The organism is Nocardia sienata NBRC 100364 (assembly GCF_001613205.1).
Lineage (GTDB): Bacteria > Actinomycetota > Actinomycetes > Mycobacteriales > Mycobacteriaceae > Nocardia > Nocardia sienata.
On sequence record NZ_BDBX01000077.1, the window covers coordinates 1 to 25,448 of the forward strand.

Sequence of the window (25,448 nt, forward strand, 5' to 3'; positions counted from 1 at the left end):
GGTGCCACGCAAGGCTCCCGGCCGGACTACGGCGCCCCCGCCGGATGGTCGGCGCCCGGGTGGCCTCCGCGCGAGGAACCGCAGGCCCCGCCTGCCGACCGCGGCTACGGTGGCGGGCAGGACCAGCCCCGGTACTCGCATCCCGACCAGAGCCCCGGGCACGACCGTGGGCCCGATGAATCCGGTTACGGCTCCGGTGAGGACTCCGGCCGTGGTGGCCCGCACTCCTGGGACAGCCCGAACGGTCGGCAGTAAACCGGCGCCGATTACGCTCGGAGGGGTTCGGCGCCCGGTGCGTACTGCCGGGCCCGAGATGTGGAGGTGTCCTCGAATGTCGACCGATCAGCAGACCAACGGCTACACGCCCCAAATCCCCGCCGAGCTGGGAGAAGGCGGCGAGGCCGCCGCGGAACTGGTCGCGCTGCAGACCGGTAGACGCTTCGATCGGCCGCGAGCCGAGGCGGCGGTGCGCGAGCTGCTCCTCGCGGTCGGCGAGAACCCGGACCGGCCGGGGCTGCTCGACACTCCCGCCCGGGTGGCCCGCGCCTATCAGGAGATGTTCGCGGGGCTGTACGTGGAACCGGACGCGGTCCTCAACACCACCTTCGACGAAGAGCATCAGGAACTCGTCCTGGTGCGGGATATCCCGATGTACTCGACCTGCGAACATCACCTGGTGTCGTTCCACGGCGTCGCCCATGTGGGATATATCCCGGGTCCGCACGGCCGGGTCACCGGACTGTCCAAACTGGCGCGGCTGGTCGACCTCTATGCCAAGCGTCCGCAGGTGCAGGAACGCCTGACCAGCCAGATCGCCGACGCGGTCATGCGGAAACTGGATCCGCGCGGCGCGATCGTGGTCGTGGAGGCCGAACATCTGTGCATGGCCATGCGCGGCATCCGGAAACCGGGCGCCAGCACCACCACCTCGGCCGTCCGCGGGATCCTGCAGACCAGTTCGGCCTCCCGCTCGGAGGCCCTCGACTTGATCCTGCGCAAGTGAGCGAGCAACGAACGGCTGTCGCCGCACCGACTCTCACCGGGGTGCGGCCGCGTCCCGGAGTGGAGCCACGCCCGGGCCGCTCCTGCGTCGTGATGGGTGTGGTCAACGTGACCAGCGATTCCTTCTCCGACGGCGGCCGCTACCTGGATCCGCAGCGGGCGATCGAGCACGGTATCCGGCTCTACGAATTGGGCGCCGACATCATCGATGTCGGCGGTGAGTCGACCCGGCCCGGCGCGGTGCGGGTCGAGACGGAGACCGAGATCGATCGGGTGGTTCCGGTGCTGCGCGGGCTGATCGCGGCCGGGATACCGACCAGCGTGGACACCATGCGGGCCCGGGTTGCCGAAGCAGCCGTCGCGGCCGGGGTGACGGTGATCAACGATGTCTCCGGCGGGCGCGCCGACCCGGCGATGGCCGCGGTCGTGGCCGCCGCCGATATCCCGTGGATCCTCATGCACTGGCGGGCCGCGTCGGACTACCGGCACACCGGACCGGCCGACCACTACGACGATGTGGTGGCCGAAGTCCGTTCCGAGCTGGGGGTGCAGGTACGGCACGCGATCGACGCGGGTGTCGATCCCGCCCGGATCATCCTGGATCCCGGCCTCGGATTCGCGAAGACCGCCGAGCACAACTGGGCGCTGCTGGGAGCCCTGGACCGGTTCGTCGCCGACGGTTTCCCGGTGCTGATCGGGGCTTCGCGCAAACGATTCCTGGGGTCGTTGCTCGCCGACGGTGACGCCCCGCGCCCGCCCGCCGGGCGGGAGACCGCCACCGCCACTGTTTCCGCGCTCGCGGCCTGGCACGGCGCCTGGGGTGTCCGGGTCCACGATGTGCGCGGTTCACAGGATGCCCTCGCTGTGACCGACGCCTGGCGGCGCGCGCAGCGGCCGGGAAGCTCGCGGTGAACGCACCGATACCCGGCCCGGACCGGATCGAGCTGCGGGGGTTGCGGGTTTTCGGCCGGCACGGAGTTTTCGAGCACGAACGCCGCGACGGGCAGGAATTCGTGGTGGACCTCACGGTCTGGTCGGATTTCGGCGCCGCCGCTGCCACGGACGATCTCACGCACACCGTCGACTACGGCGCCCTCGCGGAGCTGGCCGTGCGGATCGTGGCGGGCCCGCCCCGGAATCTGATCGAAACCGTCGCCACCGAGATCGCCGAGCGGGTACGCGAAGTGCCCGGTGTCGCCGAGGTCGAGGTGGTGCTGCACAAACCGGCCGCGCCCATCCCGCACAACTTCGCCGATGTGCGGGTGGTCACCGCGGGTCGCCGGGGGCAGGAGTCCCCGTGACCCGCGCCGTGCTCTCGATCGGTTCGAATATGGGGGATCGACTCGAACTGCTGCGCAGTGTCGTCACCGGGTTCGGTGCCCGGGTTCGCGCCGTATCACCGGTGTACACCACCGCGCCATGGGGCGGGGTGGAACAGGACGATTTCCTCAATGCCGTATTGGTGGCCGAGGATCCGGACTACGACTGTCGTGCCTGGCTCCGGCACGGACAGCGGTTGGAGCAGGCCGCGGGGCGTGAGCGGGCGGTACGCTGGGGCGCCCGGACCCTGGACGTGGACATCGTCTCCTGCGCCGAGCAGGCGGGCAGTCGTCTACGTGCCCTGCGCAGTGCCGATCCCGAACTCACCCTGCCGCACCCGCAGGCGCATCATCGCGCGTTCGTTCTGATTCCCTGGCTCGATGTGGAGCCCGACGCGTCCTTGTCCGTCGACGGGACCGAACGCAGCGTGCGCGAACTACTGGCGGAGCTGGACCCCGCCGAACGCGACGGTGTGCGGCGCACGGAATTCACGCTTCTCTCCGCTTCCAGGGAGGTTCGGTGATGCGATACCTCCGCCAACGCTGCGGCATCCGCGGACCGCATGTACCCGCTTCGGAGGAGGTCCGGTGACCGGTGGGGGCGGTGAAATGAACGCCGGTGGTGGCCGGGGCGGCGGCGGTGGCGGGATGAAGCTCGAACCCACCCGCATCCGGGAATTGCTGGCCAACGTATTGATCGCGGCGGTGATCGCATGGGTGGCCACGCGGCTGACCTACGCGAATTTCCCGCCGATCTCCACCATCGCCGGCGCTTCGCTGTATCCGGTCGCGATTCTGGAGGGCGCCCTGGGCTTCTACATCCGGACCCGCGTGAGCAACAGCCAGATCGGCGCCGATTCACGCCAGCTGCACCCGATCACCGTCGCCCGGGCACTCGCGCTGGCGAAGGCCTCGGCTCAGGTGGGATCGCTGGTGGCCGGAGTGTGGCTCGGGTTCCTGCTGTGGATCTTCCCGCAGCGCGGTGATCTGCGGGCCGCCGACGCGGACTATCCGGGCGCGCTCATCGGCTGCGGTGCCGGTATCGCCTTGGCTGTGGCCGCTCTGTGGCTCGAATACTGCTGCCGGGCCCCCGATGATCCGACCGACGATCCGGCGCCGTCGTAGGCCCGATCACCGTGATCGATCCCGCCCTTTCCGGCATGGGCGACGACGAATATCGCGGCTACCCTTGCGGTCATGGTTTCACCGTCCCGCAGTAGTACTTCCGCGCGCGGCCGGGAAGATGTGGGCAAGCTCTTCCTCGGTGCACTCGTCCTACTGGGTCTGGTGGCCAGCGTATTCCTCGTTTTGAGCGACAGCCTGCAATTCATCCGGGTGGGATTGGTGGTCGCGCTGTGGGCAGCGGTACTGGGCGCCTGGGCGGTCGGCCGGTACCAGGCGAAAATGCGTGATCTGCGCCGTATCTACGAACTGGAACTCGAGCGCGAGATCAGCGCCCGCCGCGAATACGAACTCGGGGTCGAATCCCGGGTGCGTTCGGAACTGGGCGCCGACGCGACGGAGATGGCGGCGTTGCGCGCCGAACTGACGGTGCTGCGGCGGCAGCTGGAGCGGCTCTTCGACGGAGACCTGCCGCCGGAGCGGCCCGCGCTGCGCGCGTCTGCCTTCCGGATCCAGGAGCTGCCCGGCGCCGAGGATCGGCCGGGGCTCGCCCCCGGTTGGCAGGGGCCTGACGAAGGCGAGCGGCGGGCCGTGGATGCCTGGGCGAATGTCGCGGCGAGCTGGTCGGCTGCCGCCGACGGCTGGGTCGGAACGGAAGCCCGGGCCGCCGAACCGTCGACCGGCACCGGTGAACGCAATGCGCTGACCCCGGTCTACGAAACCGACCATCCGGACCGGCCGCAGTTCGCGAGCCCCGACGACGCGCCGGTCACCGCGGAAACGGCGATCGTCCGGCTCGACGAAGATCCGCCCTACGGGCCGCCTACCTCCGATATCTCTGTGCCGAGCTGGGCGGATGCCTTCACCGAGGTGTACGACGAACCGGATGCCGGCGACGATCGCCACGAGCCGTCGCTGCGCGACGAACCCTTCCACGGTCCGCCCGCGCCGGACAGCGAGGCCCCCGACTCCCGTCCGCCGGTGGCCGCCGTGCCCTCGACCGCAGTGGCCGCCGGATCGGCCGAGAAGGTAGTGGAAGGCACGTCGGTCGACGGCGATGGCCGCGAACCGGCCGCGACCGCGGCGGGCGCGCTGTTTCCCCGTTCGGCGAACTCCCGGCGCCGCCGCACCCGGTCCGATGCCGCCGGGAACCGGCGGCTGTCGGTTGCCGAGATCATGGCCAACCTGCGCCAGGAAGAAGAGCAGCGCAGCTCCTGAAGTGCGGCATATATCACCCGGGGCGCCCATGGCGCATCGGCCGGAGCCGGCCCTATCCTCGACTCGTACCGTCCGGTACCCGCAGTGCGGGACTGGAACGACTTCGAGAGGACACTGTTGACCTCGCCACGCGTGACTCCTGGCAATCCGGCCGCGAGTGGTGATCCGGCGCCCGCACGACTGACGGTAGGCATCGTCTCGGCGGGACGTGTGGGATCAGCCCTCGGCGCCGCGCTCGAGCGCGCCGGACATGTGGTGTTCGGCGTCGCCGCGATTTCCGACGCTTCGGTGCGCCGGGCGCAGTCCCGGCTGCCCGATTCGCAGATCCTCCCGGTCGAGGAGGTCGCGGCCCGCAGCGAGCTGCTGATTCTGGCCGTCCCGGACGCCGAGCTGACCGGTCTGGTCCGCGGCCTGGCCGGTTCGGGCAAGGTACGTCCCGGCACGATCGTGGCCCACACCTCCGGAGCCAACGGTATCGGTGTACTCGCTCCGCTACGGGAAGCCGGTGCGCGCCCGCTGGCCGTGCATCCCGCGATGACCTTCACCGGCCACGACGAAGACCTGTCCCGCCTCGCCAACGCCTGTTTCGGGATCACCGCCGCCGATGAGATCGGCTATGCCATCGCCCAGTCACTGGTGATCGAGATGGGCGGCGAACCGGTCCGGGTGGCCGAGGAACACCGCACGCTCTATCACGCCGCGCTCGCGCACGGCAGCAACCATCTGGTCACGCTGGTACTGGACGCGGTCGAGGCGCTGCGCCAGGCGCTGGCCGGCCCCGGTCTGCTGGGGCAGCAGACAGTCGACGACCAGCCGGGCGGCTTGCCGGAACGCCTGCTCGCCCCGCTGGCCTCCGCCGCGCTGGACAACGCGCTGCGGCGCGGTCAGGCCGCGCTCACCGGTCCGGTGGCCCGCGGCGACACCGCTGCCGTCGCCGCGCACCTGGAGGCTCTCGCGGCAGCCGATCCCGAGATCGCCGCCGGGTACCGGGCCCTTTCGCGGCGCACCGCCGAACGGGCGCAAGCACCTGCGGAGCTACGCGAACTGCTGAAGGACCACCGATGAGGCGATATCTTCGCCTTCGTTTCGGCCTCCGCCGCCGGCAATCATCGGTTTCGAGGGAGGCCGCGTGATGCGGTACCTCCGGCTTTGCTGCGGTCTCCGTGAATCGCAGGTACCGGCTTCGAAGGAGGCTATATGACGGACTCGACCCTGCGCGGTGCCTATCGCGCCGGCGAGCTCACCGTGCAGCACGATCCGGCCGTGCTCGGCAAAATCGTGCGCGCACTGCGCGGCACCGGGCGCACCATCGGCCTGGTGCCCACCATGGGCGCCCTGCACGAAGGTCATCTCGAACTGGTGCGCCGCGCCAAGCGGACCAACCAGATCGTGGTGGTGTCCGTATTCGTCAACCCGCTGCAGTTCGGCGCCGGTGAGGATCTCGACAGCTACCCCCGCACCCTCGACGCCGACGTGGAGTTGCTACGGGGCGAGGGAGTGGCCCTGGTCTTCGCGCCGAGTGCGGCGGATATGTATCCCGAGGGTCCGCGGACGACCGTGCAGCCCGGCCCGGTCGGCGCCGACCTCGAGGGCGCCTCCCGGCCGACCCATTTCGCCGGGATGCTCACCGTGGTGGCCAAACTGCTGCAGATCGTGCGCCCGCACGAGGCGTTCTTCGGGGAGAAGGACTACCAGCAGCTCACGCTGATCCGCCAGATGATCCGCGACCTGAACTTCGACGTGAAGATCGTGGCGGTGCCGACCGTGCGCGAATCCGACGGCCTGGCGCTCTCCTCACGCAACCGCTACCTCGATCCCGCCCAGCGCGAACTCGCGACCACGCTGTCCGCCGCGCTACTGGCCGGCGCGCGGTCCGGGGCGGCGGGCGCGGACGCCGTACTGAAGGCCGCGCACGCGGTTCTGGCCGCTGCTCCGCAGGTCGAGCTCGATTACCTCGAACTACGCGCCGCCGATCTGGGCCCCGCCCCGGAGTCCGGCAACGCCCGGCTGCTGATCGCGGCCCGCGTCGGCACCACCCGGCTGATCGACAACGCCCCCGTCCAACTGGGAGCCCGGCTCGACGGCCACCCCGACGCCGACCTCGTGACCCCACAACCTCGGCAGCCCGTGCCGAGCAGCCCGCACGGGACGAGAGCACAGTGACTCCGCTGTCCGCCCGGGCCGGTGAGGGCGCACGTCCGTACCTACCTGTCGTCTACTCCCGACGGTCGGCATCCATGGTCGGGCCCCGACCCGCCCCGCCGGAGGCGGGGCAAACAAGCACAGAAAGGCGACGATGATGTTGCGCACCATGATGAAGTCGAAAATCCACCGGGCCACCGTGACCCATGCCGATCTGCACTATGTCGGGTCGGTGACCATCGATCAGGATCTTCTCGATGCGGCCGATCTGCTCGAGGGCGAGCAGGTCTGCATCGTCGACATCGATAACGGAGCCCGTCTCGAGACCTATGTGATCGCGGGTGAGCGCGGGTCCGGGGTGATCGGTATCAACGGTGCCGCGGCTCATCTGGTCAATCCGGGTGACCTGGTGATCTTGATCGCCTACGGCATGATGGACGAGGCCGAGTTGCGCGAGTACGACCCGAAGGTCGTATTCGTCGATGACCGCAACCGACCGGTCGAGCTGGGGTCGGATCCGGCCCACGCGCCGGAGGGCTCGGATCTGATCAGCCCGCGCAACCTGACCTTCGCCTGAACGGCGGCGGTGACCGCATGCTGCTGACGATCGACGTCCGGACGACCAGCACGGTCGTGGGGCTGACCGCGGGCTCCGGATCGCAGGCCGAATTGGTCCGGCATTGGCGGATCCATACGAACCCGCTGCACACCGCCGACGAGTTCGCGATGAGTCTGCGGGGGCTGGTGGGCCCGGATCTCGACGCGGTGACCGGCGTGGCCGGTTTGTCGACGGTGCCGCCGGTCCTGCGTGAACTGCGGTTCATGCTCGATCGCTACTGGCAACATGTGCCGCATGTGCTGGTGGAGCCCGGCGTCCGTACCGGTATTCCGTTGCTGGTGGACAATCCCAAAGAGGTCGGCGCGGACCGGATCGTGAACAGCCTCGCCGCCCATCATCAGTTCGGTGGCGCCGCGATCGTCGTCGATTTCGGTGTATCGATCTGTGTCGATCTCGTATCGGCGAAGGGGGAGTTTCTCGGCGGTGTCATCGCACCGGGGGTGGAGACCGCGACCGAGGCGCTGACCGAGCGGACCGCGTTGCGCCGGGTGGAGTTGAGCAGGCCCCGGTCGGTGGTGGGTAAGAACAGTGTCGAATGCATTCAGTCCGGTGCGATCTTCGGTTTCGCCGGCCTGGTGGACGGGCTGGTCGATCGCATCCGCGACGTTATCGACGGTTTCGCCGATAACGGGGTGGCGGTGGTGGCCACCGGTGCGGCGGCTCCGCTGATCATCGATGAATCCGAGACGATCGAGCACCATGAGCCGCATCTGACGATCACGGGTCTGGAGCTGGTCTTCGCACGTAATCAGCGCCGCACTCGCGGCTGATGCCACGGCCCGAGGCTGTGATGTATTCCGCTGATCCGAATATGGCCGAGCCGCCGGCGGCTTGCTAAGCTCACCCTGTGCTGAACCGCATGCGTACCCAGGAGTGTTGTCGAGGCTGATTCGCCTCGACCGTTCGAGGCATTCTGCAGTCCTCGACCGTTTCTTTACCTCCTGGAGATGCGTTCATGCATTCGCCTGTCCTCTCGTCCGTAACGCGCCGACCGGCCCGTGACAGTTCCGCTGCGGCCGCGAATCCGATTCCCGATCGTCCGATCGCCCCGGCTCTGCCGACGCGGCTGCGCCCGGCGGACCTGCTCCGCCTGACCGACGAAACCGGTGAGGATGTGCTCGCCGGACGGTACGACCATCTGCTTCCCGCGGACGGTCGGTGGCCGGCGGTCGATCGGTGGGCCACCCGGCTGGTCGCCGACGACGAAGTCGACGTCTGGCTTATCAGCTGGACCCCGGACAGATCCACGAAATTGCACGATCACGCCGGTTCGCTCGGGGCGCTCACCGTGCTCAGCGGGGCATTGGCCGAATATCGCTGGAACGGTACCGAACTGCGTCACCGGGTGCTGTCCGCCGGCGATCAGGCCGCCTTTCCGATCGGCTGGGTGCACGATGTCGTGCGCGCCCCCGACCGGATCGCGGTATCGGGACCGTCCGGTACAGGACCGCTGGACCCGACCTTGAGTGTGCACGCCTACTCGCCGCCGCTGACTGCCATGTCCTATTACGAGGTGACCGGACACGGCAGCCTGCGGCGTACCCACACCGTTCTCACCGACCAGCCCGAAGGTGACCTCTGATGTCGCGACTGACCATCGATCAGATGCTCGACCAGGCCCGCGCGCAGTTGCGGCGGATTCATCCCGTAGAGCTGCCCGCCGCACTCGCCCGCGGGGCGCTTCTGGTGGATATCCGGCCCGCGGCGCAGCGGGCCAGGGAAGGCGCATTGCCCGGAGCCCTGGTCATCGAACGGAATGTGCTCGAGTGGCGGCTCGATCCCAGCAGCTCGGCGCGCCTGGCGCTGGCCACCGATCACGATGTCGAGTGGGTGGTGGTGTGCTCGGAGGGATACACCTCCAGCCTCGCTGCGGCGTCGTTGCGCCAATTGGGGCTGCATCGCGCGACCGATCTGGTCGGCGGGTACAAGGCGCTGGAAGCCGCCGGTATGCGATCGGTGGCCACCGGTGCCGCGCACTTCACCAGGGAAGTTCGTTCGCTCGCCGTTCTCTGAATTGTTGTCCTCGGCCGAATGCGGCCGGACGACAATACATTTCCGCCGTGCAGCGGGCGCCCGGGAGAATTCTAAGCAACCAAATGGTCTATTTCTCCCGGAACGCCCTGCCGTGCCTTCCGCAAGCGATTCCTTATCGCACGGTTGGGCCGGGCGGATGACGAATCGATTTGCGGTGCACGCTAGGGTGGTTCGCTGTGAGCAACCCGAACATCTCGTCATCCGGCGGCTCCGCGGGCACTGTTCCCGCGGGGCGATCCAGCCGCTCCGTGGAGGTCGACGACGTCCCCGAGCAGATGCGGATCCGCCGGGAGAAGCGGGAGCGGCTGCTCGAGTCGGGCGGGGAGGCCTATCCCGTTTCGGTGCCGCGCACCCATAGCCTGGCCGAAATCCGCGCCGCCTATCCGGATCTCGCGGCCGATACCGCGACAGGCCGGCTCGTCGGGGTGGCCGGCCGGGTCATCTTCATGCGGAATACCGGCAAATTGTGCTTCGCTCAGCTACAGGAGGGCGACGGCACGACATTGCAGGCCATGGTGAGCCTGAACGGTGTCGGAGCGGACGCGCTGGCGGCGTGGAAGGCCGATGTGGATCTCGGCGATATGGTTTTCGTGCACGGTGAGGTCATCTCGTCGCGTACGGGTGAATTGAGTGTCATGGCCGATTCCTGGTCCATGGCCGCGAAGGCGCTGCGCCCGCTCCCGGTAGCGCATAAGGAGATGGGTGAGGAGGCGCGGGTCCGGCAGCGCTATGTCGATCTGATCGTGCGTCCGGAGGCCCGCCGGACGGCCCGGACCCGGGTGGCCGTGGTGCGCGCGCTGCGCAATGCTCTGGAACGGCGGGATTTCCTCGAAGTCGAGACGCCGATGCTGCAGACGCTGCACGGAGGCGCTGCCGCACGACCCTTCCGCACCCACTCCAATGCGCTCGATATGGATCTCTACCTGCGCATTGCTCCGGAGTTGTTTCTGAAGCGCTGCGTGGTCGGCGGAATCGAGCGGGTCTTCGAGATCAATCGTAACTTCCGTAACGAAGGTGCCGATTCCACCCATTCACCCGAGTTCGCGATGCTCGAAACTTATCAGGCGTACGGAACCTACGACGACTCCGCGCGCATGATCCGGGAATTGATCCAGGAAGTCGCGCAGGAAGCACTGGGAACGCAGGTCGTCACCCTCGCCGACGGTTCGGAATACGACTTGAGCGGTGAGTGGACAACGGTCGAGATGTATCCGTCGTTGTCGGAGTCGACGGGGGTGGAGGTCACTCCGGAAACAACTGTTCCGGAATTGATGGAGCTCGCCGATCGGGTCGGTCTGGAAATTCCCGAGGGTAAGGGCTACGGCCACGGCAAACTGGTGGAGGAACTCTGGGAGCACTGCTACGCCGACGAGCTGTACGTGCCGACTTTCGTCCGTGATTTCCCGGTGGAGACGTCCCCGCTGACCAGGCAGCACCGGTCGCGGGCCGGTGTTACCGAGAAGTGGGATCTGTATGTCCGCGGCTTCGAGTTGGCCACCGGCTATTCGGAGTTGGTGGATCCGGTGATCCAGCGCGAGCGGTTCGTCGATCAGGCGCGCCTGGCCGCGGCCGGTGACGACGAGGCAATGGTGCTCGACGAAGACTTCCTGGCCGCGATGGAACATGGCATGCCGCCGACGACCGGAACCGGTATGGGAATCGATAGGTTGTTGATGGCGCTCACCGGATTGGGAATCCGGGAAACGATACTGTTCCCAATAGTGCGGCCGGTCGGCCGTTGAGCGAACGGTTTGCATAGCAGGCCGCTCGTCTTGGAATTTTCCGAATTCGAGGTATTCTTGCCTCGGGTAATCGGCCTGTTTTTGCGGGCCGCACGATTTCGAGAGGACGTTCATCTCATGGCAAAGAAGGTCACCGTTAGCCTGATCGACGATGTCGACGGTGAGTCCATCGCGGACGAGACCATCGAGTTCGCAATCGATGGGGTGTCGTACGAGATCGACCTGTCGTCGACGAATGCGGCGAAGCTTCGGGACGAGTTGGAGCAGTGGGTGACCAGTGCCCGCCGGGTGAGCGGCCGGCGTCGGGTGAAGGCCGCTGTCGCGGCTTCCGGGAACACCAAGGCACGCGCCACCATGGATCGCGAACAAAGCGCGGCTATTCGCGAGTGGGCGCGCCGGAATGGTCACAAGGTTTCCGCGCGTGGCCGCATCTCCGCCGATATCACCGACGCGTACAACAAGGCCGCGAAGGGATAGTTCTTCTTTCAACCGTCGCGCGTGCGGGTTATTCACAGAACACGCCGACGGCCGGTCTTCTCGATAGCTATTTGGAATTACCGCTGGCCCCGGCGTCGATCGCCGGGGCCGCTGCGCCCGGCGGCGTTCCATCTTGCCCGAGCGGCCGACTGCCCGGCACCATAGATGTGATCGGCCGGGCCCGGTGCGCCGCAGTGCAAGAGGTCCGCAGTGTTCGGCAGTTGCTGCCGATATGGAGAGGTGAGGTATCGGCGCAGTGTCCGGATCCGTCGGTTCGTTCCTTCGATTCACCGATGACGAAGGCCGTAGGCGCGAGGTGATGTTGAGCCCCGATCGGCAGCGGCTCACCATCGGCCGGTCCGCGGGTGCCGATCTGTCGCTGCGCTGGGACGCCGAGGTATCGCGGTTGCATGCCGCGGTCGAATACCTCGCCGCGCATTGGACCATCGTGGACGACGGACTTTCCCGTAACGGCACGTTCGTCAACGGCGAACGCATCAACGGCCGCCGCCGGCTGATGCCCGGCGACCGTATCCGGGTGGGCACCTCGCTGGTGTCCTTTCACGACTTCAACGGCGTCGCCGACGACGCCACCCGCGCCTCCGGCGCGAGCATGCCCACCGTGCGCTCGCTGACCGAGGCGCAGCGAGGGGTGCTCGTCGCGCTGTGCCGCCCGTTCAAAGGGGATGCCGGGTTCGCCGCCCCCGCCACGAACCAGCAGATCGCCGACGAACTGTTCCTGAGTGTGGACGCCGTCAAGACCCATCTGCGCGCCCTGTTCGCCAAGTTCGGCGTCGAAGACCTGCCCCAGAACCAGAAGCGGGTCCGGCTGGCCGCGCTGGCCATGCGCAGCGGGCTCATCACCGATCGCGATCTCTGAGGAACTCTCCGGCTTCGGTTTCGCCGTGGGCGTTCAGATGTTGATCTCCGGTGCCGGGAAACTGCCTGTTCCGGGCCCTGTCGTACCGCTGTCGCCGGTCCGCCGACGCGGATCTCCCCAGCTCTGGGAGTCTTTCTGTTCGCTCTCGGCAAAACCGGAGTGGGAAACCAATCGGCGGGTAAGGGCGTTATGAGTGAATAGGTCTGCCGTTGGGGCCACATCATTAGGGTGGAGCGGCGGCGGCGTAATCCCCTGCCAACTAGAGTGGGAGGCGGGGGCCGCAACCCCTGGCCTTCATGGCAGGCTGAAGCCGACGGTTGTCCACGACACACCACGGCGTCGGCCGGCCATAGAGTCCGGAGCAGGAGAGTGAGGGAGCGATGTTCGAGAGGTTCACCGACCGCGCGAGGCGTGTCGTCGTCCTGGCCCAAGAAGAGGCCCGGATGCTCAACCACAACTACATCGGCACCGAGCACATCCTGCTGGGTCTGATCCACGAGGGTGAGGGTGTCGCGGCCAAGTCCCTGGAGTCGCTCGGCATCTCGCTGGAGGGCGTGCGCAGCCAGGTCGAAGAGATCATCGGTCAGGGTCAGCAGGCCCCGTCCGGTCATATTCCGTTCACCCCCCGCGCCAAGAAGGTGCTGGAGCTGAGCCTGCGCGAGGCGCTGCAGCTCGGCCACAACTACATCGGCACCGAGCACATCCTGCTCGGCCTGATCCGCGAGGGCGAGGGCGTCGCGGCCCAGGTGCTGGTCAAGCTCGGCGCCGACCTCAACCGGGTCCGCCAGCAGGTCATCCAGCTGCTGTCCGGGTACCAGGGCAAGGAGCCCGTGGAATCCGGCGCCCGGGGCGAGACGGGCACCCCGTCCACCTCGCTGGTGCTCGACCAGTTCGGCCGCAATCTCACCCAGGCGGCCCTGGAGGGCAAACTCGACCCCGTCATCGGCCGCTCGAAGGAGATCGAGCGGGTCATGCAGGTGTTGAGCCGTCGTACCAAGAACAACCCGGTCCTGATCGGCGAGCCCGGTGTCGGTAAGACGGCCGTCGTCGAGGGCCTGGCCCAGGCCATCGTCAACGGCGAGGTCCCGGAGACGCTGAAGGACAAGCAGCTCTACACCCTCGACCTGGGTTCCCTGGTGGCGGGTAGCCGCTACCGCGGTGATTTCGAAGAGCGCCTGAAGAAGGTGCTCAAGGAGATCAATACCCGTGGCGACATCATCCTGTTCATCGACGAGCTGCACACGCTGGTCGGTGCGGGTGCCGCCGAGGGCGCGATCGACGCTGCCTCGATCCTGAAGCCGAAACTCGCTCGCGGTGAGCTGCAGACCATCGGCGCCACCACCCTCGACGAGTACCGCAAGTACATCGAGAAGGACGCCGCCCTGGAGCGCCGGTTCCAGCCGGTGCAGGTGGGCGAGCCGACCGTCGAGCACACCATCAACATCCTCAAGGGCCTGCGCGACCGCTACGAAGCGCACCACCGGGTCTCCATCACCGACGGTGCCCTGGTGGCCGCGGCCACCCTGGCCGACCGCTACATCAACGACCGGTTCCTGCCGGACAAGGCGATCGACCTGATCGACGAGGCCGGCGCCCGGATGCGCATCCGCCGGATGACCGCGCCGCCGGACCTGCGCGAATTCGACGACAAGATCGCCGACGCGCGCCGGGAGAAGGAATCGGCGATCGACGCGCAGGACTTCGAGAAGGCCGCGCGGCTGCGCGACAAGGAGAAGCAGCTCGTCGCCAAGCGGGCCGAGCGCGAGAAGCAGTGGCGCTCCGGTGACCTGGATGTCGTGGCCGAGGTCGACGACGAGCAGATCGCCGAGGTGCTGGCCAACTGGACCGGTATCCCCGTCTTCAAGCTCACCGAGGAGGAGACCACCCGTCTGCTCCGCATGGAGGACGAGCTGCACAAGCGGATCATCGGCCAGGAGGACGCGGTCAAGGCCGTCTCCAAGGCCATCCGCCGCACCCGCGCCGGTCTGAAGGATCCCAAGCGTCCGTCCGGCTCGTTCATCTTCGCCGGTCCGTCCGGTGTCGGTAAGACCGAGCTGTCCAAGGCGCTGGCGAACTTCCTGTTCGGCGACGACGACGCGCTCATCCAGATCGACATGGGCGAGTTCCACGACCGCTTCACCGCCTCGCGGCTGTTCGGTGCCCCTCCCGGGTACGTCGGCTACGAAGAGGGCGGCCAGCTCACCGAGAAGGTGCGCCGCAAGCCGTTCTCGGTCGTGCTGTTCGACGAGATCGAAAAGGCCCACCAGGAGATCTACAACACCCTGTTGCAGGTGCTCGAGGACGGTCGCCTCACCGACGGCCAGGGCCGGACCGTGGACTTCAAGAACACGGTGCTGATCTTCACCTCGAACCTCGGTACCTCCGACATCTCGAAGGCCGTGGGGCTGGGCTTCTCGCAGAGCAATGCCGAGGGGTCGAACTACGAGCGGATGAAGCTCAAGGTCAACGACGAGCTGAAGAAGCACTTCCGGCCGGAGTTCCTCAACCGTATCGACGATGTGATCGTCTTCCACCAGCTCACCACCGAGCAGATCGTGGAGATGGTGGATCTGATGATCGCCCGCGTCGAGCGGCAGCTGAAGAACAAGGATATGGCGATCACGCTCACCGAGAACGCCAAGGGCCTGCTGGCCAAGCGTGGCTTCGACCCCGTGCTCGGTGCCCGGCCGCTGCGCCGCACCATCCAGCGCGAGATCGAGGATCAGCTCTCGGAGAAGATCCTCTTCGGCGAGATCGGGCCCGGCCAGACCGTCCAGGTCGATGTCGAGGGCTGGGACGGCGAAGGCTCGGGCGAGGACGCCCGCTTCACCTTCACCCCGAAGGCCAAGCTCACCAAGGAAGACGGCGAGAAAAAGCCCGAGGTCGTGCTCACCGGCGCGGGCGAGGGTTCGACCGAAGCCGCTTCGGGCGAGTAGTCGACAGCGCAGCAAAGAGGGCCTGCCCACCGGTACCACACCGGTGGGCAGGCCCTTTTTCGTATGGGCGAAGGGCCGCCTGCTGGTCGCCGGGGCATTCCGGTCGATGCGCGCGCGTACGGTGGGGTCAGTTCATTCGATACGAATCGGGGGTATCACCATGACGAATCCGGATCTGACCACGATCGCGGTTCTGCTCGACCGTTCCGGCTCCATGCAGACCATCAAATCCGATACCGAGGGTGGGCTGGCCGCCTATTTCGAGGAGCAGCGGCAGGTCGAGAAGGACGTGCGGGTCACGCTCGCGCAATTCGATACCGAGTACGAATGCGTGTACTCGAACGTCCCGATCGATCAGGTGCCGCCGCCGGTGCTGCAGCCGCGCGGCGGCACCGCGCTCTACGACGCCATCGGCAAATTGGTCACCGATCTCGGTGCCGAACTGGCCGCCAGGCCGGAGGAGGAACGGCCCGGCACCGTGATCGTGGTGGTCCTCACCGACGGGCACGAGAATTCGAGCCGCGAATGGACGCATGCCGCCGTGCGGTCCCTGATCGAACAGCAGCAGAACGTCTACAGCTGGGATTTCCTGTTCCTCGGCGCCAATATGGACGCGGTCGAGATCGGGAGCGGTCTCGGTTTCGCCCCGCAGCAGTCCATCACCTACGGGGCGGCTCCGGCGGGGGTGGCCGGGGTCTTCCGGGCGGCCGGGGCGTATTCACGGCGGCTACAGGCCCCGGCGGGCGCACCGGACTCGGCCCGCGCGGCCGGGTTCACCGAGCAGGAGCGCCGCGACGCGAACCCGGGCTGAACCGCGGGTTCACTCGGGTGCGGCGGGTCCCGGATCGGCCGGGGCGCCGGCGCTTCCGTGTGGTTCGGAGGTCACCGCTACCGGTGCCGCCGACCGGTGAGAATCGTTGTCGCCGGGCTCGTTGCGGGCCCGTGGCCGCGCATCCGGGTCGATCGCGATCCGCAGTGGGCGGCTCGGTAGCCGCGCGGCGACCCGGTAGCCGCCGCTGGGTTTGGGGCCGGCGGTCAACGCGCCACCGAGCGCGTGGGTGCGCTCCCGCATGGCGATGATCCCCATCCCACGGGTGGGGCCGGCGTGTTCGGGTTTGCCCGTGGGACGGGTGTTGTCGACGGTGAGATCCACGGAATCGGCGGTGTAGCGCACCGTCACAGTGGCCTCGGAGCCCGGGGCGTGGCGTACGACATTGGCCAGGGATTCCTGGACGATCTGGGTGGCCGCGTCGTCGATCGCCGCGGGCAGGGAATCAGGGGTCCCGAGGACCCGGGTGTGCACCGTCAGCCCCGCCAGCCGGGGTTTGCGCAGGAGTTCGTCCAGGTCGGACATGGTGGGATCGGGTTCGCGAGGGGCCGGGGAGGGTGCTTGGGCGGCGGTCGGTGGGCGGCTCCCACCTGATCCGTCGGCTTGCGTCCGGTCGGCGCCGGGCCGGTCGCGGCGGCCGAAACCACCTCGGCGCGAACGCTTCGCACGCTCGCGCGGACCGATATCGTCGGCGTCGCCCGAGTCGTTGTGGCGGGGCGGCTGTGCGGGTGGTCCGGACGCGGGCTCCACCGCCTGGATCGCGTGGCGCAGTGCCTGCACATCCTCGAGCGCGTTGCGGCTGGTGGCTTTGATCTCGGCGACCGTCCCCGCCGCCTTCGCGGACTTGTTCTCCACCTGCTGGAGGGCCATCCCGGCCTGCACATTGATGAGCGAGAGATTGTGTCCCACCACATCGTGCAGTTCCCGGGCGATCAGCAAGCGTTCCGTGCCGATCTCGAGTTCCCGCTGCTGCCGGGCCGCCGTGCGTCCGGCGGTGTCGAGGGCATGCCGGGTCTGTGCGAGCAGGCGACGGTGCCGCAGCACTTCGAACAGCGCCGCGGCCAGCGCCACCCAGCCCAGTAGCCCGACCATCTCCCAGCTCGTCATCGCGAACTCTCCACCTGCACCACCCTATTCGCCTGTTGTGCTCGGTCGTCGGCGCACATCCGGATTCCCGGTGCCGCAATGGTATTCCGATGTCGAATGCACCGGTTGCGGGTGGGCCGGTCGGTAGCGGCGCGTGATCACCGCATCTGCGGCAGTACCCGCCCCGGCGCGGGTATGGTCCAGTGATGGTCGACCAGCAAGTGCGTGTACCGGACCTGTCCACACGGCCGTACGAACTCACCGTGGAGCGAGTGATGACCGCTTCACCCGAACTCCTCTACTTGGCATGGACCCAGGGTTTCGATATCTGGCTCGCCGAATCGTCCTCGGTGCGGATGCGGCCCGAGGTGAACGAACCGTTCTATTTCGAGACCCGGGAGGAGGGGAACTCCCGGCCGCATTATGGCCGCTTTCTCCGTCTGGAACCGGGGCGGCTCGTCGAAATGACCTGGGTGACCGGCGCCGGCGGCACCGAGGGCGCGGAAACAGTCGTGCGGGTGGAGTTCGTGAAACAACCTCGCGGCATCCGGTTGCGTTTGCGGCACAGTGGTTTTGCCGATGAAGCGGCCCGCGACCGGCATCGGGAGGCCTGGCCCGCGGTGCTGGCCCGCCTCGACGAACGAACTGCGACAAGCTGAGGGTACGAGTAGGTTCGAGTCCGACTCGTAACGAATCGTCTTCGAAAGGATCGTGATGCCCACACGCACCGCGCGCACCGCATGGACCGGTGGTCTACAGGACGGCTCCGGCCAGGTCGATCTGGTCAGCTCGGGGGTCGGCAAGTACGAGGTGTCGTTCCCGAAGCGGTCGGCCGATGATGCCGACGGCACGACCAGCCCGGAGGAACTGATCGCCGGGGCACATTCGTCCTGCTACGCGATGGCGCTGTCGAACGAGATCGCCCAGGCCGGCGGTACTCCGCAGAGCCTCGAGGTCTCGGCCGCGGTGACCCTGGGCCCCGACCCGGCGGGTGGGTTCCGGATCAGCCGGATCGCCCTGACGGTGCGCGGCCGGGTGTCCGGGCTCGACGAGGCGGGTTTCGCGGCGGCGGCCGCCGCGGCCAAGGCCGGATGCCCGGTGAGCAAGGCACTGGGCGGAGTGGACGACATCACCCTCGACGCCGCCCTGGAATCCTGAAACGGCTGTCCCGGGCCCCGCGCGGGGCCCGGGACGCGAAGGCTCCCTATCCGGGCCCACCGGCGCCGTGCCCGGCCCGGAACCACGTCCGGGCAGTCGGTGTGTACATGGCGGGGATCGCGATGAACACCGCGCAGATATGGCCGGCACGAATGAGCGCCAGAAGTACGGTCGCGGTACCCATATCGGTGAACACGCCGGTACCCGCGGTCGCGAGCATCCGCACCGGCTCCACCACCAGTGACGCCGTGCCGAGCACGCCTATCCCCACGGTGAGCAGATTCCTGGCCCAGCGCTCGCCCCGCAGTAATCGCCACGCGATACCGAGGACCACCAGATAGATTGCCGTTCGCGGCAGCCAACCGCCGATGAGCGAGCCGATATCGGCATCCTCACGCAGCATCAGCGTGCCACGAACCGCGGTTTCGGCGATACCGCAACCCACGGCCGCCACCAACGCGACGAAGGCGGCGGTGACGACCCCGGGCCGCGGAGCGAGTGGACTGTCCGGGTGGGCGAGCGTGTCGTTCATTCACCGAGCCTGTCCGGCGGCGGGCGCTATCCGGATCGACCCGCCGTAGCAGCGGCCCCCGGTACCCGGGTACCGGCGCGGGCGCTCCACTCGGTGAGCGCGGCGAAGGCCAGACCGAGACCCACCCACAGCGTGGTGGATACTGCCAGCGAGGCGGCCCGGAACTCCCACAGCAGCGACGCCGGGAAGTCGGTCCCCACTTCGTCGACCCCGGGCAGCAGAATGTAGCCGAGCGTGGTGACGAGGACGAAACCGGCCGTCCCCGCGACGAGCCCCAGGGACTCCGGCCGCGGCCGCAGAGTTTTCCGGATGGACACACCTACCGCGACGGCCGCCAGGCCCAGCAGCACCGCGGCCAGCCAGAGCAGCGTGCGCTCGTCGATCGTTTCCGGGTCACCGACCGCCGGTGGGTTGGCCGGATACTTGAAGAACGGTACGGCCACCACCGCGACCCAGCCGGCCACAGCCAGCCCGAGAACCAGCCGGTGACCGGGCAGCGCGGTGAACCGCCGGGCGTAATGCGCCGCGGTCGCGACGATCGCCCCGAACGCCATTCCGGCCAGCGCATCGGCCAGGAACTGCCCGAATTTCTGCCACGGCCTGCTCACCACGGCCTCGTCCCCGTGCGCGTGCGCTGTGTCCCCGTGGGTATGTCCGGTGCCGGGATCATGGGCGTGCTCGGGTGCGGCAGCCGCGGCCTCTTCGAGGGCGATGGCAGCGTCGACCTTCGGTTCGCCGACGAAATTACCGACGACCCCCGCGAGGAGACCGGCGATCAGACCGGCGAGCAGACCACGGAGCAGCAGGGCGCCGAAGGATCCGCTCAATGGCACGGGACACCCAGCAAGTGGCGCCCGTCGTGCATCAGCTCGTGCAGGAACATTCCGCCGCGCGATATGGCGCCCTGGTCGAATCCGACCAGATAGAGCGTCAGCAGAGCCAGCGCAACGACGCCTACGGTGACGAGCACGGTCGCCGCTGTATCAGCGGCCCTACTCGGGACATGGGCTATGGCCATGGTGGATCCTCCTCATCCGGATGGTCGCGTCCGGTTCGCGAGTTCTGCGCAGGTGCGGGTGTCTGACTCTGCCCACCCGTACCGGCGTGGACATCACAGTGGCGCGACCGTTCCGGGTTCTCACCGGATTACCGCATCACCTCCGCTTTCACCTCGAACTGTGACACCGGCGTCGCCGGTCGTCAATATGCCCGCGGACAATCACTGGCCACGCCGCCGGCGACCGGAGGCGTGGCCAAGGGTGTGGAACGGATCAGGAGGTGGGTTTACCCGCTACATCGAGCACGACCTCGAACTCCAGCAGCGAGGCGCCGGTGGCGACAGGCTTGTTCTGCTGTCCGGCATGTGCCTCCTTGGCGGGGCCGTCGCGCCACGCCGCGAAGGACTCCTCGGAATCCCACTGGGTGACCACGAAATACCGATTCTCGCCGGCCGTGGGCCGCAACAATTGGAAGCCGAGGAACCCGGGGGAGTTTTCGACCGCGTGCGCGCGGTGGGCGAACCGCTTCTCGAGTTCGGGGCCCGCGCCCTCGGGCACCTCGATCGCATTGATCTTCACAACAGCCATACCCCTGAGCTTAGGTATCGCGAGTCCGGGAGGGACAGTGCCGCACGCCACAGCAGGGCCGATCGCGCGGACAGCCGGGCCGGTCCGTAGCGCCGCCCGCCCTGTGGAGGGTTGTGAATAAACTCGGCCCGGTGTTGCACGACGAAGGTGGGACCGGGGTTCCGATACTGCTGCTGCACGGGTTGATGGGCAGCGCCCGCACCTGGCGGGACCAGGTCCGGTGGTTGCGCGACCACGGCCGGGTGTTCACCTTCGACGCCGCCGGACACGGGCGCCCCGCCCCGGCCGAACTCACCACCGATGCCTTCGTCGCCGATCTGGCCGCGGCCACCGCGCGGATCGCCGAGCCGATGATCGTGATCGGGCATTCGATGGGCGGCCTGCACGGCTGGGTGTTCGCGGCCACGCACCCGAGCCGGGTGTGCGGGCTGGTGGTCGAGGACATGGCGGCCGATTTCACCGGTCGTACTGCCGCTCACTGGGCCGCGATGGTCGAGGCCTGGCCGCAGCCCTTCGCGGACGAGTCCGCCCTGGTGGCGCATTTCGGTCCGGTCGCCGGTCGCTACTTCCGCGATTCGTTCCAGCGGGGCCCGGACGGTTACCGGTTGCACGGCGAGGTGGCCACCTTCCGGGACATCTCGCAGGAGTGGGGTACCCGGTCGTTCTGGGAGGAGTGGGGCAGGCTCACCGTGCCCACGCTGCTGATCGAGGGTGAACACACCATCACCCCGGCGGGGCAGATGCGCCGGATGGCCGAACTGCATCCCGCCGCCGAGCACGTCCTGGTGCCCGATGCCGGCCATCTGGTGCACGATGATCAGCCGGAGCGCTACCGGGCCGAGGTGCAGCGTTTCCTCGTCCGTGTCCTGCGGACAGCGCCCGACAACGCCGCCGAGTTCTGAGCACTCCGGCCGCGGGTGGGCTTCAGCCCTCTCCGGCCAGGGCGAACCGTCCGTCGTCGGTCTGCTCGATCAACCCGTCCACCAGCAGGGAATCCAGCGCGCGGTCGCGCTGACCGGGGTCACGGGTCCAGGCGAGGTCCAGCCGGACACGTTCCACCGGCGCGTGCGCGGCGCGCAGCACGTCGAGCAGACGTCCCCGCGCCTGCCGATCGGTGCCCTCGTACTTCTGCGTCCGGCGTGCCGACTCGGCCACCGGCCGGCCAGCCGTGACCCACGCGCAGCGCGGCAGCGGGCAGCGGGTGCAATCCGGGGTTCGCGCGGTGCACACCGTCGCGCCGAGCTCCATCAGGGCCGCCGAGAACACCGCGGCCCGGTCGATCCGGCCGGGCAGCAGCGCCTCGGTCTCGCGTAGATCGCGCGCGGCCGGGTTACCGGCCTCCCGTCCGTGTACCGCCCGGGCCACCACCCGGCGAACGTTGGTGTCCACCACCGGAACTCGCTGCCCGTAGGCGAAACAGGCGACCGCCCGCGCGGTGTAGGCGCCGATACCGGGCAGTCCGAGCAGTACCTCGACATCGTCGGGCACCTGGTCACCGTGCTCGGCAGCCAGGACCTGCGCGCATTCGTGCAGGCGCAGGGCGCGGCGCGGATAGCCGAGTTTGCCCCATGCCCGCAGCACCTCGCCCGCGCTCGCCGCCGCCATGGCCGAGGGCACCGGCCAGCGCCGCACCCATTCCCGCCAGATCGGTTCCACCCGCGACACCGGCGTCTGCTGCAGCATGATCTCGCTCATCAGGATCTGCCAGGCGCTCACTCCGGGCCGTCGCCAGGGCAGGTCCCGGGCCGTGCGGGCGTACCAGTCGATCAGCGTGTCGGAGTCGATCGCGCCGGGTTCGATCGGCACGGCACCGCGCCCGCCCGAACCCCGATTTCCGATTTCCGCGCTGCTCACCCGACCCGCTCCGTTCACCTCACCGTGCAGTTTCACCGGTTCGGCGTGAATGGACGCCGCGCTGTAACGGGACAGAAGCAAACGCGCACATCAAATCGTGCAGAATGGACACCATGCCTCAGTCCAACCCGGTTAGTGCCTGGAAGTCGCTGCGCGAAGGAAACGAGCGCTTCGTGAACGGCACGCTGCTGCATCCTAGTCAGGGAGCCGCCGATCGAGCCAAGCTCGTCGCCGGCCAGCATCCGACCGCTGTGCTGTTCGGATGCGGAGATTCCCGAGTCGCCGCGGAACTGATCTTCGATCAGGGTCTCGGCGATATGTTCGTGGTGCGCACCGCGGGCCACGTCATCGACGCGGCGGTGCTGGGATCGATCGAATACGGCGTCGGTGTGCTGGATGTACCGCTGATCGTGGTACTCGGGCACGACAGCTGCGGTGCGGTCAAAGCGACCCTGGACGCGCTGGACGGCGGCGAGGTGCCCGGCGGTTTCGTCCGCAGCATCGTCGAGAAGGTCACGCCGTCGATGCTGATCGGGCGCCGCGAGGGACTCGAATCGGTGGACGAACTCGAAGCCCGCCACGTGGTGGAGACCAGCCGCCTGCTGATGGAGCGGTCGATGATCGTGTCCGAGCGGGTGGCGGCCGGTAAATGCGCGATCGCCTGTGTCACCTACAAACTGGTCGACGGCCGGGCGAAGCTGCACCGGGTGGTCGGCAATATCGGGGAGACCGTCTGACCGTGGCCGGCCCTCGGCGCCACCTTCGGGTGTGCCGTTGACGACTGCTGCCGCCCGCTGCGCTTACCGTTGACACGTGTTGGAACCGACAGGACCGTTACCGCCGGAGATCTACTGGCGGCGTCGTGTGTTCGCCATCGGCGCGCTCGTGGTCGCTCTCGCTGTGGTGATCTGGCTGGCCGTCACCGTCTCCCGGGGCGGTGACGCGCCCGATGCCGCCGCGGCGGTAACGACCTCCGAGACAACCGAGCCGGACCCGGATTCGGCCTCGTCGTCGACCACCACGGCGAACAGCACGCGTGCGACCGGTACGGCATCGGCCACGCGTAGTGCCGAACCCACCCCGGTGGCCTCCGGTCAATGCGCCGACCAGTCACTGGCCATCAAGGTTTCGGTGGGGCAGCCCACCTACCAGGTGGGTGAGGAGCCCGTCTTCGGCATCGTGATCACCAATATCTCCGGTGCGCCGTGTACCCGGGACATGGGATCCGGGCTGCAGCGCGTATCCGTGCACTCGCTCGACGGTGGGCGGCAACTGTGGGCGAGCACGGACTGTTTTCCCGACGGCGATCCGGATGTGCGCACTCTCGACCGCGGTGAGCAGGCCGCGTTCACCGTCACCTGGACGGGCGCGACTTCGCAGCCCGAATGCGCGGGGGAGCGGGTGCAGGTACCCCCCGGTGCCTACAACGTGGTGGCGCAGATGGGTTCGGTGCGCAGCGCACCCGAACCCTTCAACATCGCCTGAGCGAGGTCACTTCTTCGTCAGGCCGGCCAATCGCAGCGCGCCGCGCAGGCTGGACGCCTCGTGCAGGGTCATCGGTGTGCTCTTGCCGTCGGTGCCCGGCGGAACCACCGCGGTGGTGAACCCGAGTCGTTCGGCCTCGGCGAGCCGGCGGGTCACCGAGGTGATCCGCCGGACCTCCCCGGCCAGCCCCACTTCGCCGAGGATCACCCACCCGGGTGGGAGTGCCGTATCGCGGGCCGCGCCGGCGATGGCGAGCGCGACGGCGAGGTCCGCGGCGGGCTCGGTGAGCCGCATACCGCCCACGGTGGCCGCGTAGACGTCCTGTTTGCCGACATAGACACCGCACCGGCTCTGCAGCACCGCCAGCACCATGGCCACCCGGTTGTAGTCCAGCCCGCTGACGGCCCGCCGGGGCGCCGGAGCCTGCGTTTCCACCGTGAGGCCCTGGACCTCGCCGACCAGCGGTCGTTTCCCGTCCATCGCGACGGTGACCGCCGTCCCCGGTACCGAATCCGTACGATGATGCAGGAAAAGTCCTGAAGGGTCTGTCACACAGGCGATTCCGTCGTCGTGGAGTTCGAAACAGCCCACCTCGTCCGCGCTGCCGAATCGGTTCTTGATTCCGCGCACCATCCGCAACGTGGTGTTCTTGTCACCCTCGAACTGCAACACCACATCGACCAGATGTTCCAGCGTGCGCGGCCCGGCGACCGCGCCGTCCTTGGTGACATGACCCACCAGCAGTACGGCGATACCGCCGGCCTTCGCCAGCGATGTCAGCGCCGCGGTCACCGCTCGTACCTGGGTGACACCCCCGATCACGCCGTCGGTATCGGCGGCCAGCATCGTCTGCACCGAATCGACCACCAGCAGTGTGGGTTTCACCTGATCGACATGTCCGAGCACCACCGACAGATCGGATTCGGCGGCCAGGTACACCCGGTCGTGCACCGCACCCGTACGGTCGGCACGCAACCGCACCTGTCCCGCCGATTCCTCCGCGGTGACATAGAGGGCCCGCTCGTCGCGCTGCCGCGCCCAGCGATGCGCCACCTCGAGCAGCAACGTCGATTTGCCCACCCCCGGTTCGCCGGACAGCAGTACCACCGACCCCGCGACGATCCCGCCGCCCAGCACCCGGTCCAGCTCGGAAACCCCCGTGGGCCGCGCTGTGGTCGTCTGCGAATCGATCCGGGAGATCGGCGCCGCGGCGGTACTCGGAAGCATCGCCTTACGCCCCGGCCCCGCCGCCGCGGCCGCGGCCGGCATCGCCTCGTCCACGGTCCCCCAGGACCCGCAGCCCGGACACTTACCGACCCATTTGGCGACCTCGTGCGCGCACTCCGAACACCGATAGACGGCCTTGTTCTTGGTCACTGCCACAGCCGCACCCTACGCAGGTGCGCCGACAGTGTTTATTTGCGGCG

29 protein-coding genes, 1 pseudogene and 1 riboswitch are annotated in these 25,448 nt (G+C 68.2%); of the genes and pseudogenes, 23 read left to right on the top strand and 7 right to left on the bottom strand.

The window, feature by feature from the left end; all coding sequences use genetic code 11:
* The 18 genes and pseudogenes from NS4_RS33035 to NS4_RS29575 all read left to right on the top strand — a co-directional run.
* Positions 1-255: pseudogene (locus tag NS4_RS33035) on the top strand (ATP-dependent zinc metalloprotease FtsH); the annotation flags it as partial.
* A 76-nt stretch (positions 256-331) separates the two neighbouring features.
* Positions 332-1,003 (top strand): GTP cyclohydrolase I FolE, encoded by a 672-nt coding sequence (gene folE, locus NS4_RS29495; protein ID WP_169811829.1) that lies wholly within the window; start codon positions 332-334, stop codon positions 1,001-1,003.
* Positions 1,004-1,095: 92 nt separating this feature from the next.
* Positions 1,096-1,914, top strand: coding sequence for a dihydropteroate synthase (folP, locus tag NS4_RS29500; protein ID WP_063062757.1), 819 nt, complete (start codon positions 1,096-1,098; stop codon positions 1,912-1,914).
* Positions 1,911-2,303, top strand: a complete 393-nt coding sequence (folB, locus tag NS4_RS29505) for a dihydroneopterin aldolase (protein ID WP_063062758.1) — start codon at positions 1,911-1,913, stop codon at positions 2,301-2,303. Before folP ends, folB begins: the two co-directional genes overlap by 4 nt.
* Positions 2,300-2,845, top strand: coding sequence for a 2-amino-4-hydroxy-6-hydroxymethyldihydropteridine diphosphokinase (folK, locus tag NS4_RS29510; RefSeq protein WP_063062759.1), 546 nt, complete (start codon positions 2,300-2,302; stop codon positions 2,843-2,845). Before folB ends, folK begins: the two co-directional genes overlap by 4 nt.
* A 124-nt stretch (positions 2,846-2,969) precedes the next feature.
* Complete coding sequence (locus tag NS4_RS29515; RefSeq protein WP_063062775.1) at positions 2,970-3,446, top strand: DUF3180 domain-containing protein; 477 nt, start codon at positions 2,970-2,972, stop codon at positions 3,444-3,446.
* Between the two features lie 72 nt (positions 3,447-3,518).
* A complete protein-coding gene (locus tag NS4_RS29520; RefSeq protein ID WP_157106322.1) occupies positions 3,519-4,661 on the top strand; it encodes a DUF6779 domain-containing protein in 1,143 nt (380 codons plus the stop codon).
* Between the two features lie 117 nt (positions 4,662-4,778).
* Positions 4,779-5,726, top strand: coding sequence for a Rossmann-like and DUF2520 domain-containing protein (locus NS4_RS29525; protein WP_439955821.1), 948 nt, complete (start codon positions 4,779-4,781; stop codon positions 5,724-5,726).
* Positions 5,727-5,858: 132 nt separating this feature from the next.
* Positions 5,859-6,824, top strand: coding sequence for a pantoate--beta-alanine ligase (gene panC, locus NS4_RS29530; protein ID WP_063062761.1), 966 nt, complete (start codon positions 5,859-5,861; stop codon positions 6,822-6,824).
* 136 nt (positions 6,825-6,960) lie between these two features.
* A complete protein-coding gene (panD, locus tag NS4_RS29535) occupies positions 6,961-7,380 on the top strand; it encodes an aspartate 1-decarboxylase (protein WP_063062777.1) in 420 nt (139 codons plus the stop codon).
* A 17-nt stretch (positions 7,381-7,397) separates the two neighbouring features.
* Complete coding sequence (locus NS4_RS29540; RefSeq protein WP_063062762.1) at positions 7,398-8,192, top strand: type III pantothenate kinase; 795 nt, start codon at positions 7,398-7,400, stop codon at positions 8,190-8,192.
* A gap of 185 nt (positions 8,193-8,377) precedes the next feature.
* Positions 8,378-9,004 carry a cupin domain-containing protein gene (locus tag NS4_RS29545; protein WP_084487837.1) on the top strand — a complete coding sequence of 209 codons (627 nt, stop codon included), beginning with the start codon at positions 8,378-8,380 and terminating at the stop codon, positions 9,002-9,004.
* An 8-nt stretch (positions 9,005-9,012) separates the two neighbouring features.
* Complete coding sequence (locus NS4_RS29550) at positions 9,013-9,435, top strand: rhodanese-like domain-containing protein (protein WP_063062779.1); 423 nt, start codon at positions 9,013-9,015, stop codon at positions 9,433-9,435.
* 296 nt (positions 9,436-9,731) lie between these two features.
* Positions 9,732-11,198: a lysine--tRNA ligase gene (lysS, locus tag NS4_RS29555; RefSeq protein ID WP_063062780.1), complete on the top strand. Its 1,467-nt coding sequence runs from the start codon at positions 9,732-9,734 to the stop codon at positions 11,196-11,198.
* 117 nt (positions 11,199-11,315) lie between these two features.
* Positions 11,316-11,675, top strand: coding sequence for a histone-like nucleoid-structuring protein Lsr2 (locus NS4_RS29560; protein WP_030524140.1), 360 nt, complete (start codon positions 11,316-11,318; stop codon positions 11,673-11,675).
* A 319-nt stretch (positions 11,676-11,994) separates the two neighbouring features.
* Positions 11,995-12,555, top strand: a complete 561-nt coding sequence (locus NS4_RS29565; protein ID WP_084487839.1) for an FHA domain-containing protein — start codon at positions 11,995-11,997, stop codon at positions 12,553-12,555.
* Positions 12,556-12,935: 380 nt separating this feature from the next.
* Positions 12,936-15,491, top strand: coding sequence for an ATP-dependent Clp protease ATP-binding subunit (locus tag NS4_RS29570; RefSeq protein ID WP_063062764.1), 2,556 nt, complete (start codon positions 12,936-12,938; stop codon positions 15,489-15,491).
* A 160-nt stretch (positions 15,492-15,651) separates the two neighbouring features.
* A complete protein-coding gene (locus tag NS4_RS29575; protein WP_174552158.1) occupies positions 15,652-16,302 on the top strand; it encodes a vWA domain-containing protein in 651 nt (216 codons plus the stop codon).
* Positions 16,303-16,311: 9 nt separating this feature from the next.
* On the opposite strand, the gene NS4_RS29580 is transcribed toward NS4_RS29575, so the two are convergent.
* Complete coding sequence (locus tag NS4_RS29580) at positions 16,312-17,427, bottom strand: sensor histidine kinase (RefSeq protein WP_063062765.1); 1,116 nt, start codon at positions 17,425-17,427, stop codon at positions 16,312-16,314.
* A gap of 185 nt (positions 17,428-17,612) precedes the next feature.
* Between NS4_RS29580 and NS4_RS29585 the strand changes: the two genes are divergently transcribed.
* Both NS4_RS29585 and NS4_RS29590 read left to right on the top strand, forming a co-directional pair.
* Complete coding sequence (locus NS4_RS29585; protein WP_063062766.1) at positions 17,613-18,065, top strand: SRPBCC family protein; 453 nt, start codon at positions 17,613-17,615, stop codon at positions 18,063-18,065.
* A gap of 55 nt (positions 18,066-18,120) precedes the next feature.
* Positions 18,121-18,564, top strand: a complete 444-nt coding sequence (locus NS4_RS29590; RefSeq protein WP_063062767.1) for an OsmC family peroxiredoxin — start codon at positions 18,121-18,123, stop codon at positions 18,562-18,564.
* A gap of 46 nt (positions 18,565-18,610) precedes the next feature.
* Here the strand turns inward: NS4_RS29590 and NS4_RS29595 are convergent, their stop codons facing one another.
* From NS4_RS29595 to mhuD, 4 genes are all read right to left on the bottom strand, one after another.
* Positions 18,611-19,096, bottom strand: a complete 486-nt coding sequence (locus tag NS4_RS29595) for a hypothetical protein (protein ID WP_063062768.1) — start codon at positions 19,094-19,096, stop codon at positions 18,611-18,613.
* A 26-nt stretch (positions 19,097-19,122) separates the two neighbouring features.
* Positions 19,123-19,929: a CbtA family protein gene (locus tag NS4_RS29600; protein ID WP_063062769.1), complete on the bottom strand. Its 807-nt coding sequence runs from the start codon at positions 19,927-19,929 to the stop codon at positions 19,123-19,125.
* Entirely contained in the window at positions 19,920-20,114 is a 195-nt protein-coding gene (locus NS4_RS29605; RefSeq protein WP_063062770.1) for a CbtB domain-containing protein, read from the bottom strand. Before NS4_RS29605 ends, NS4_RS29600 begins: the two co-directional genes overlap by 10 nt.
* Positions 20,115-20,150: 36 nt before the next feature.
* Positions 20,151-20,298: riboswitch (cobalamin riboswitch) on the bottom strand.
* Between the two features lie 69 nt (positions 20,299-20,367).
* On the bottom strand, positions 20,368-20,682 hold the full coding sequence (gene mhuD / locus NS4_RS29610) for a mycobilin-forming heme oxygenase MhuD (protein ID WP_063062771.1): 315 nt from the start codon (positions 20,680-20,682) through the stop codon (positions 20,368-20,370).
* Positions 20,683-20,813: 131 nt separating this feature from the next.
* Here mhuD and NS4_RS29615 point away from each other — a divergent pair, with 131 nt between their 5' ends.
* Positions 20,814-21,584 carry an alpha/beta fold hydrolase gene (locus tag NS4_RS29615; protein WP_063062782.1) on the top strand — a complete coding sequence of 257 codons (771 nt, stop codon included), beginning with the start codon at positions 20,814-20,816 and terminating at the stop codon, positions 21,582-21,584.
* A 22-nt stretch (positions 21,585-21,606) separates the two neighbouring features.
* Here NS4_RS29615 and NS4_RS29620 read toward each other — a convergent pair whose 3' ends face one another.
* A complete protein-coding gene (locus NS4_RS29620) occupies positions 21,607-22,482 on the bottom strand; it encodes an HhH-GPD family protein (protein ID WP_084487840.1) in 876 nt (291 codons plus the stop codon).
* Between the two features lie 167 nt (positions 22,483-22,649).
* On the opposite strand from NS4_RS29620, the gene NS4_RS29625 reads away from it, so the two are divergent.
* Positions 22,650-23,273, top strand: a complete 624-nt coding sequence (locus NS4_RS29625; protein ID WP_063062784.1) for a carbonic anhydrase — start codon at positions 22,650-22,652, stop codon at positions 23,271-23,273.
* Positions 23,274-23,349: 76 nt separating this feature from the next.
* Positions 23,350-24,021: a hypothetical protein gene (locus NS4_RS29630; RefSeq protein WP_063062772.1), complete on the top strand. Its 672-nt coding sequence runs from the start codon at positions 23,350-23,352 to the stop codon at positions 24,019-24,021.
* 6 nt (positions 24,022-24,027) lie between these two features.
* Here NS4_RS29630 and radA read toward each other — a convergent pair whose 3' ends face one another.
* Positions 24,028-25,398 (bottom strand): DNA repair protein RadA, encoded by a 1,371-nt coding sequence (radA, locus tag NS4_RS29635; protein ID WP_063062773.1) that lies wholly within the window; start codon positions 25,396-25,398, stop codon positions 24,028-24,030.
* Positions 25,399-25,448 lie beyond the last annotated feature (50 nt).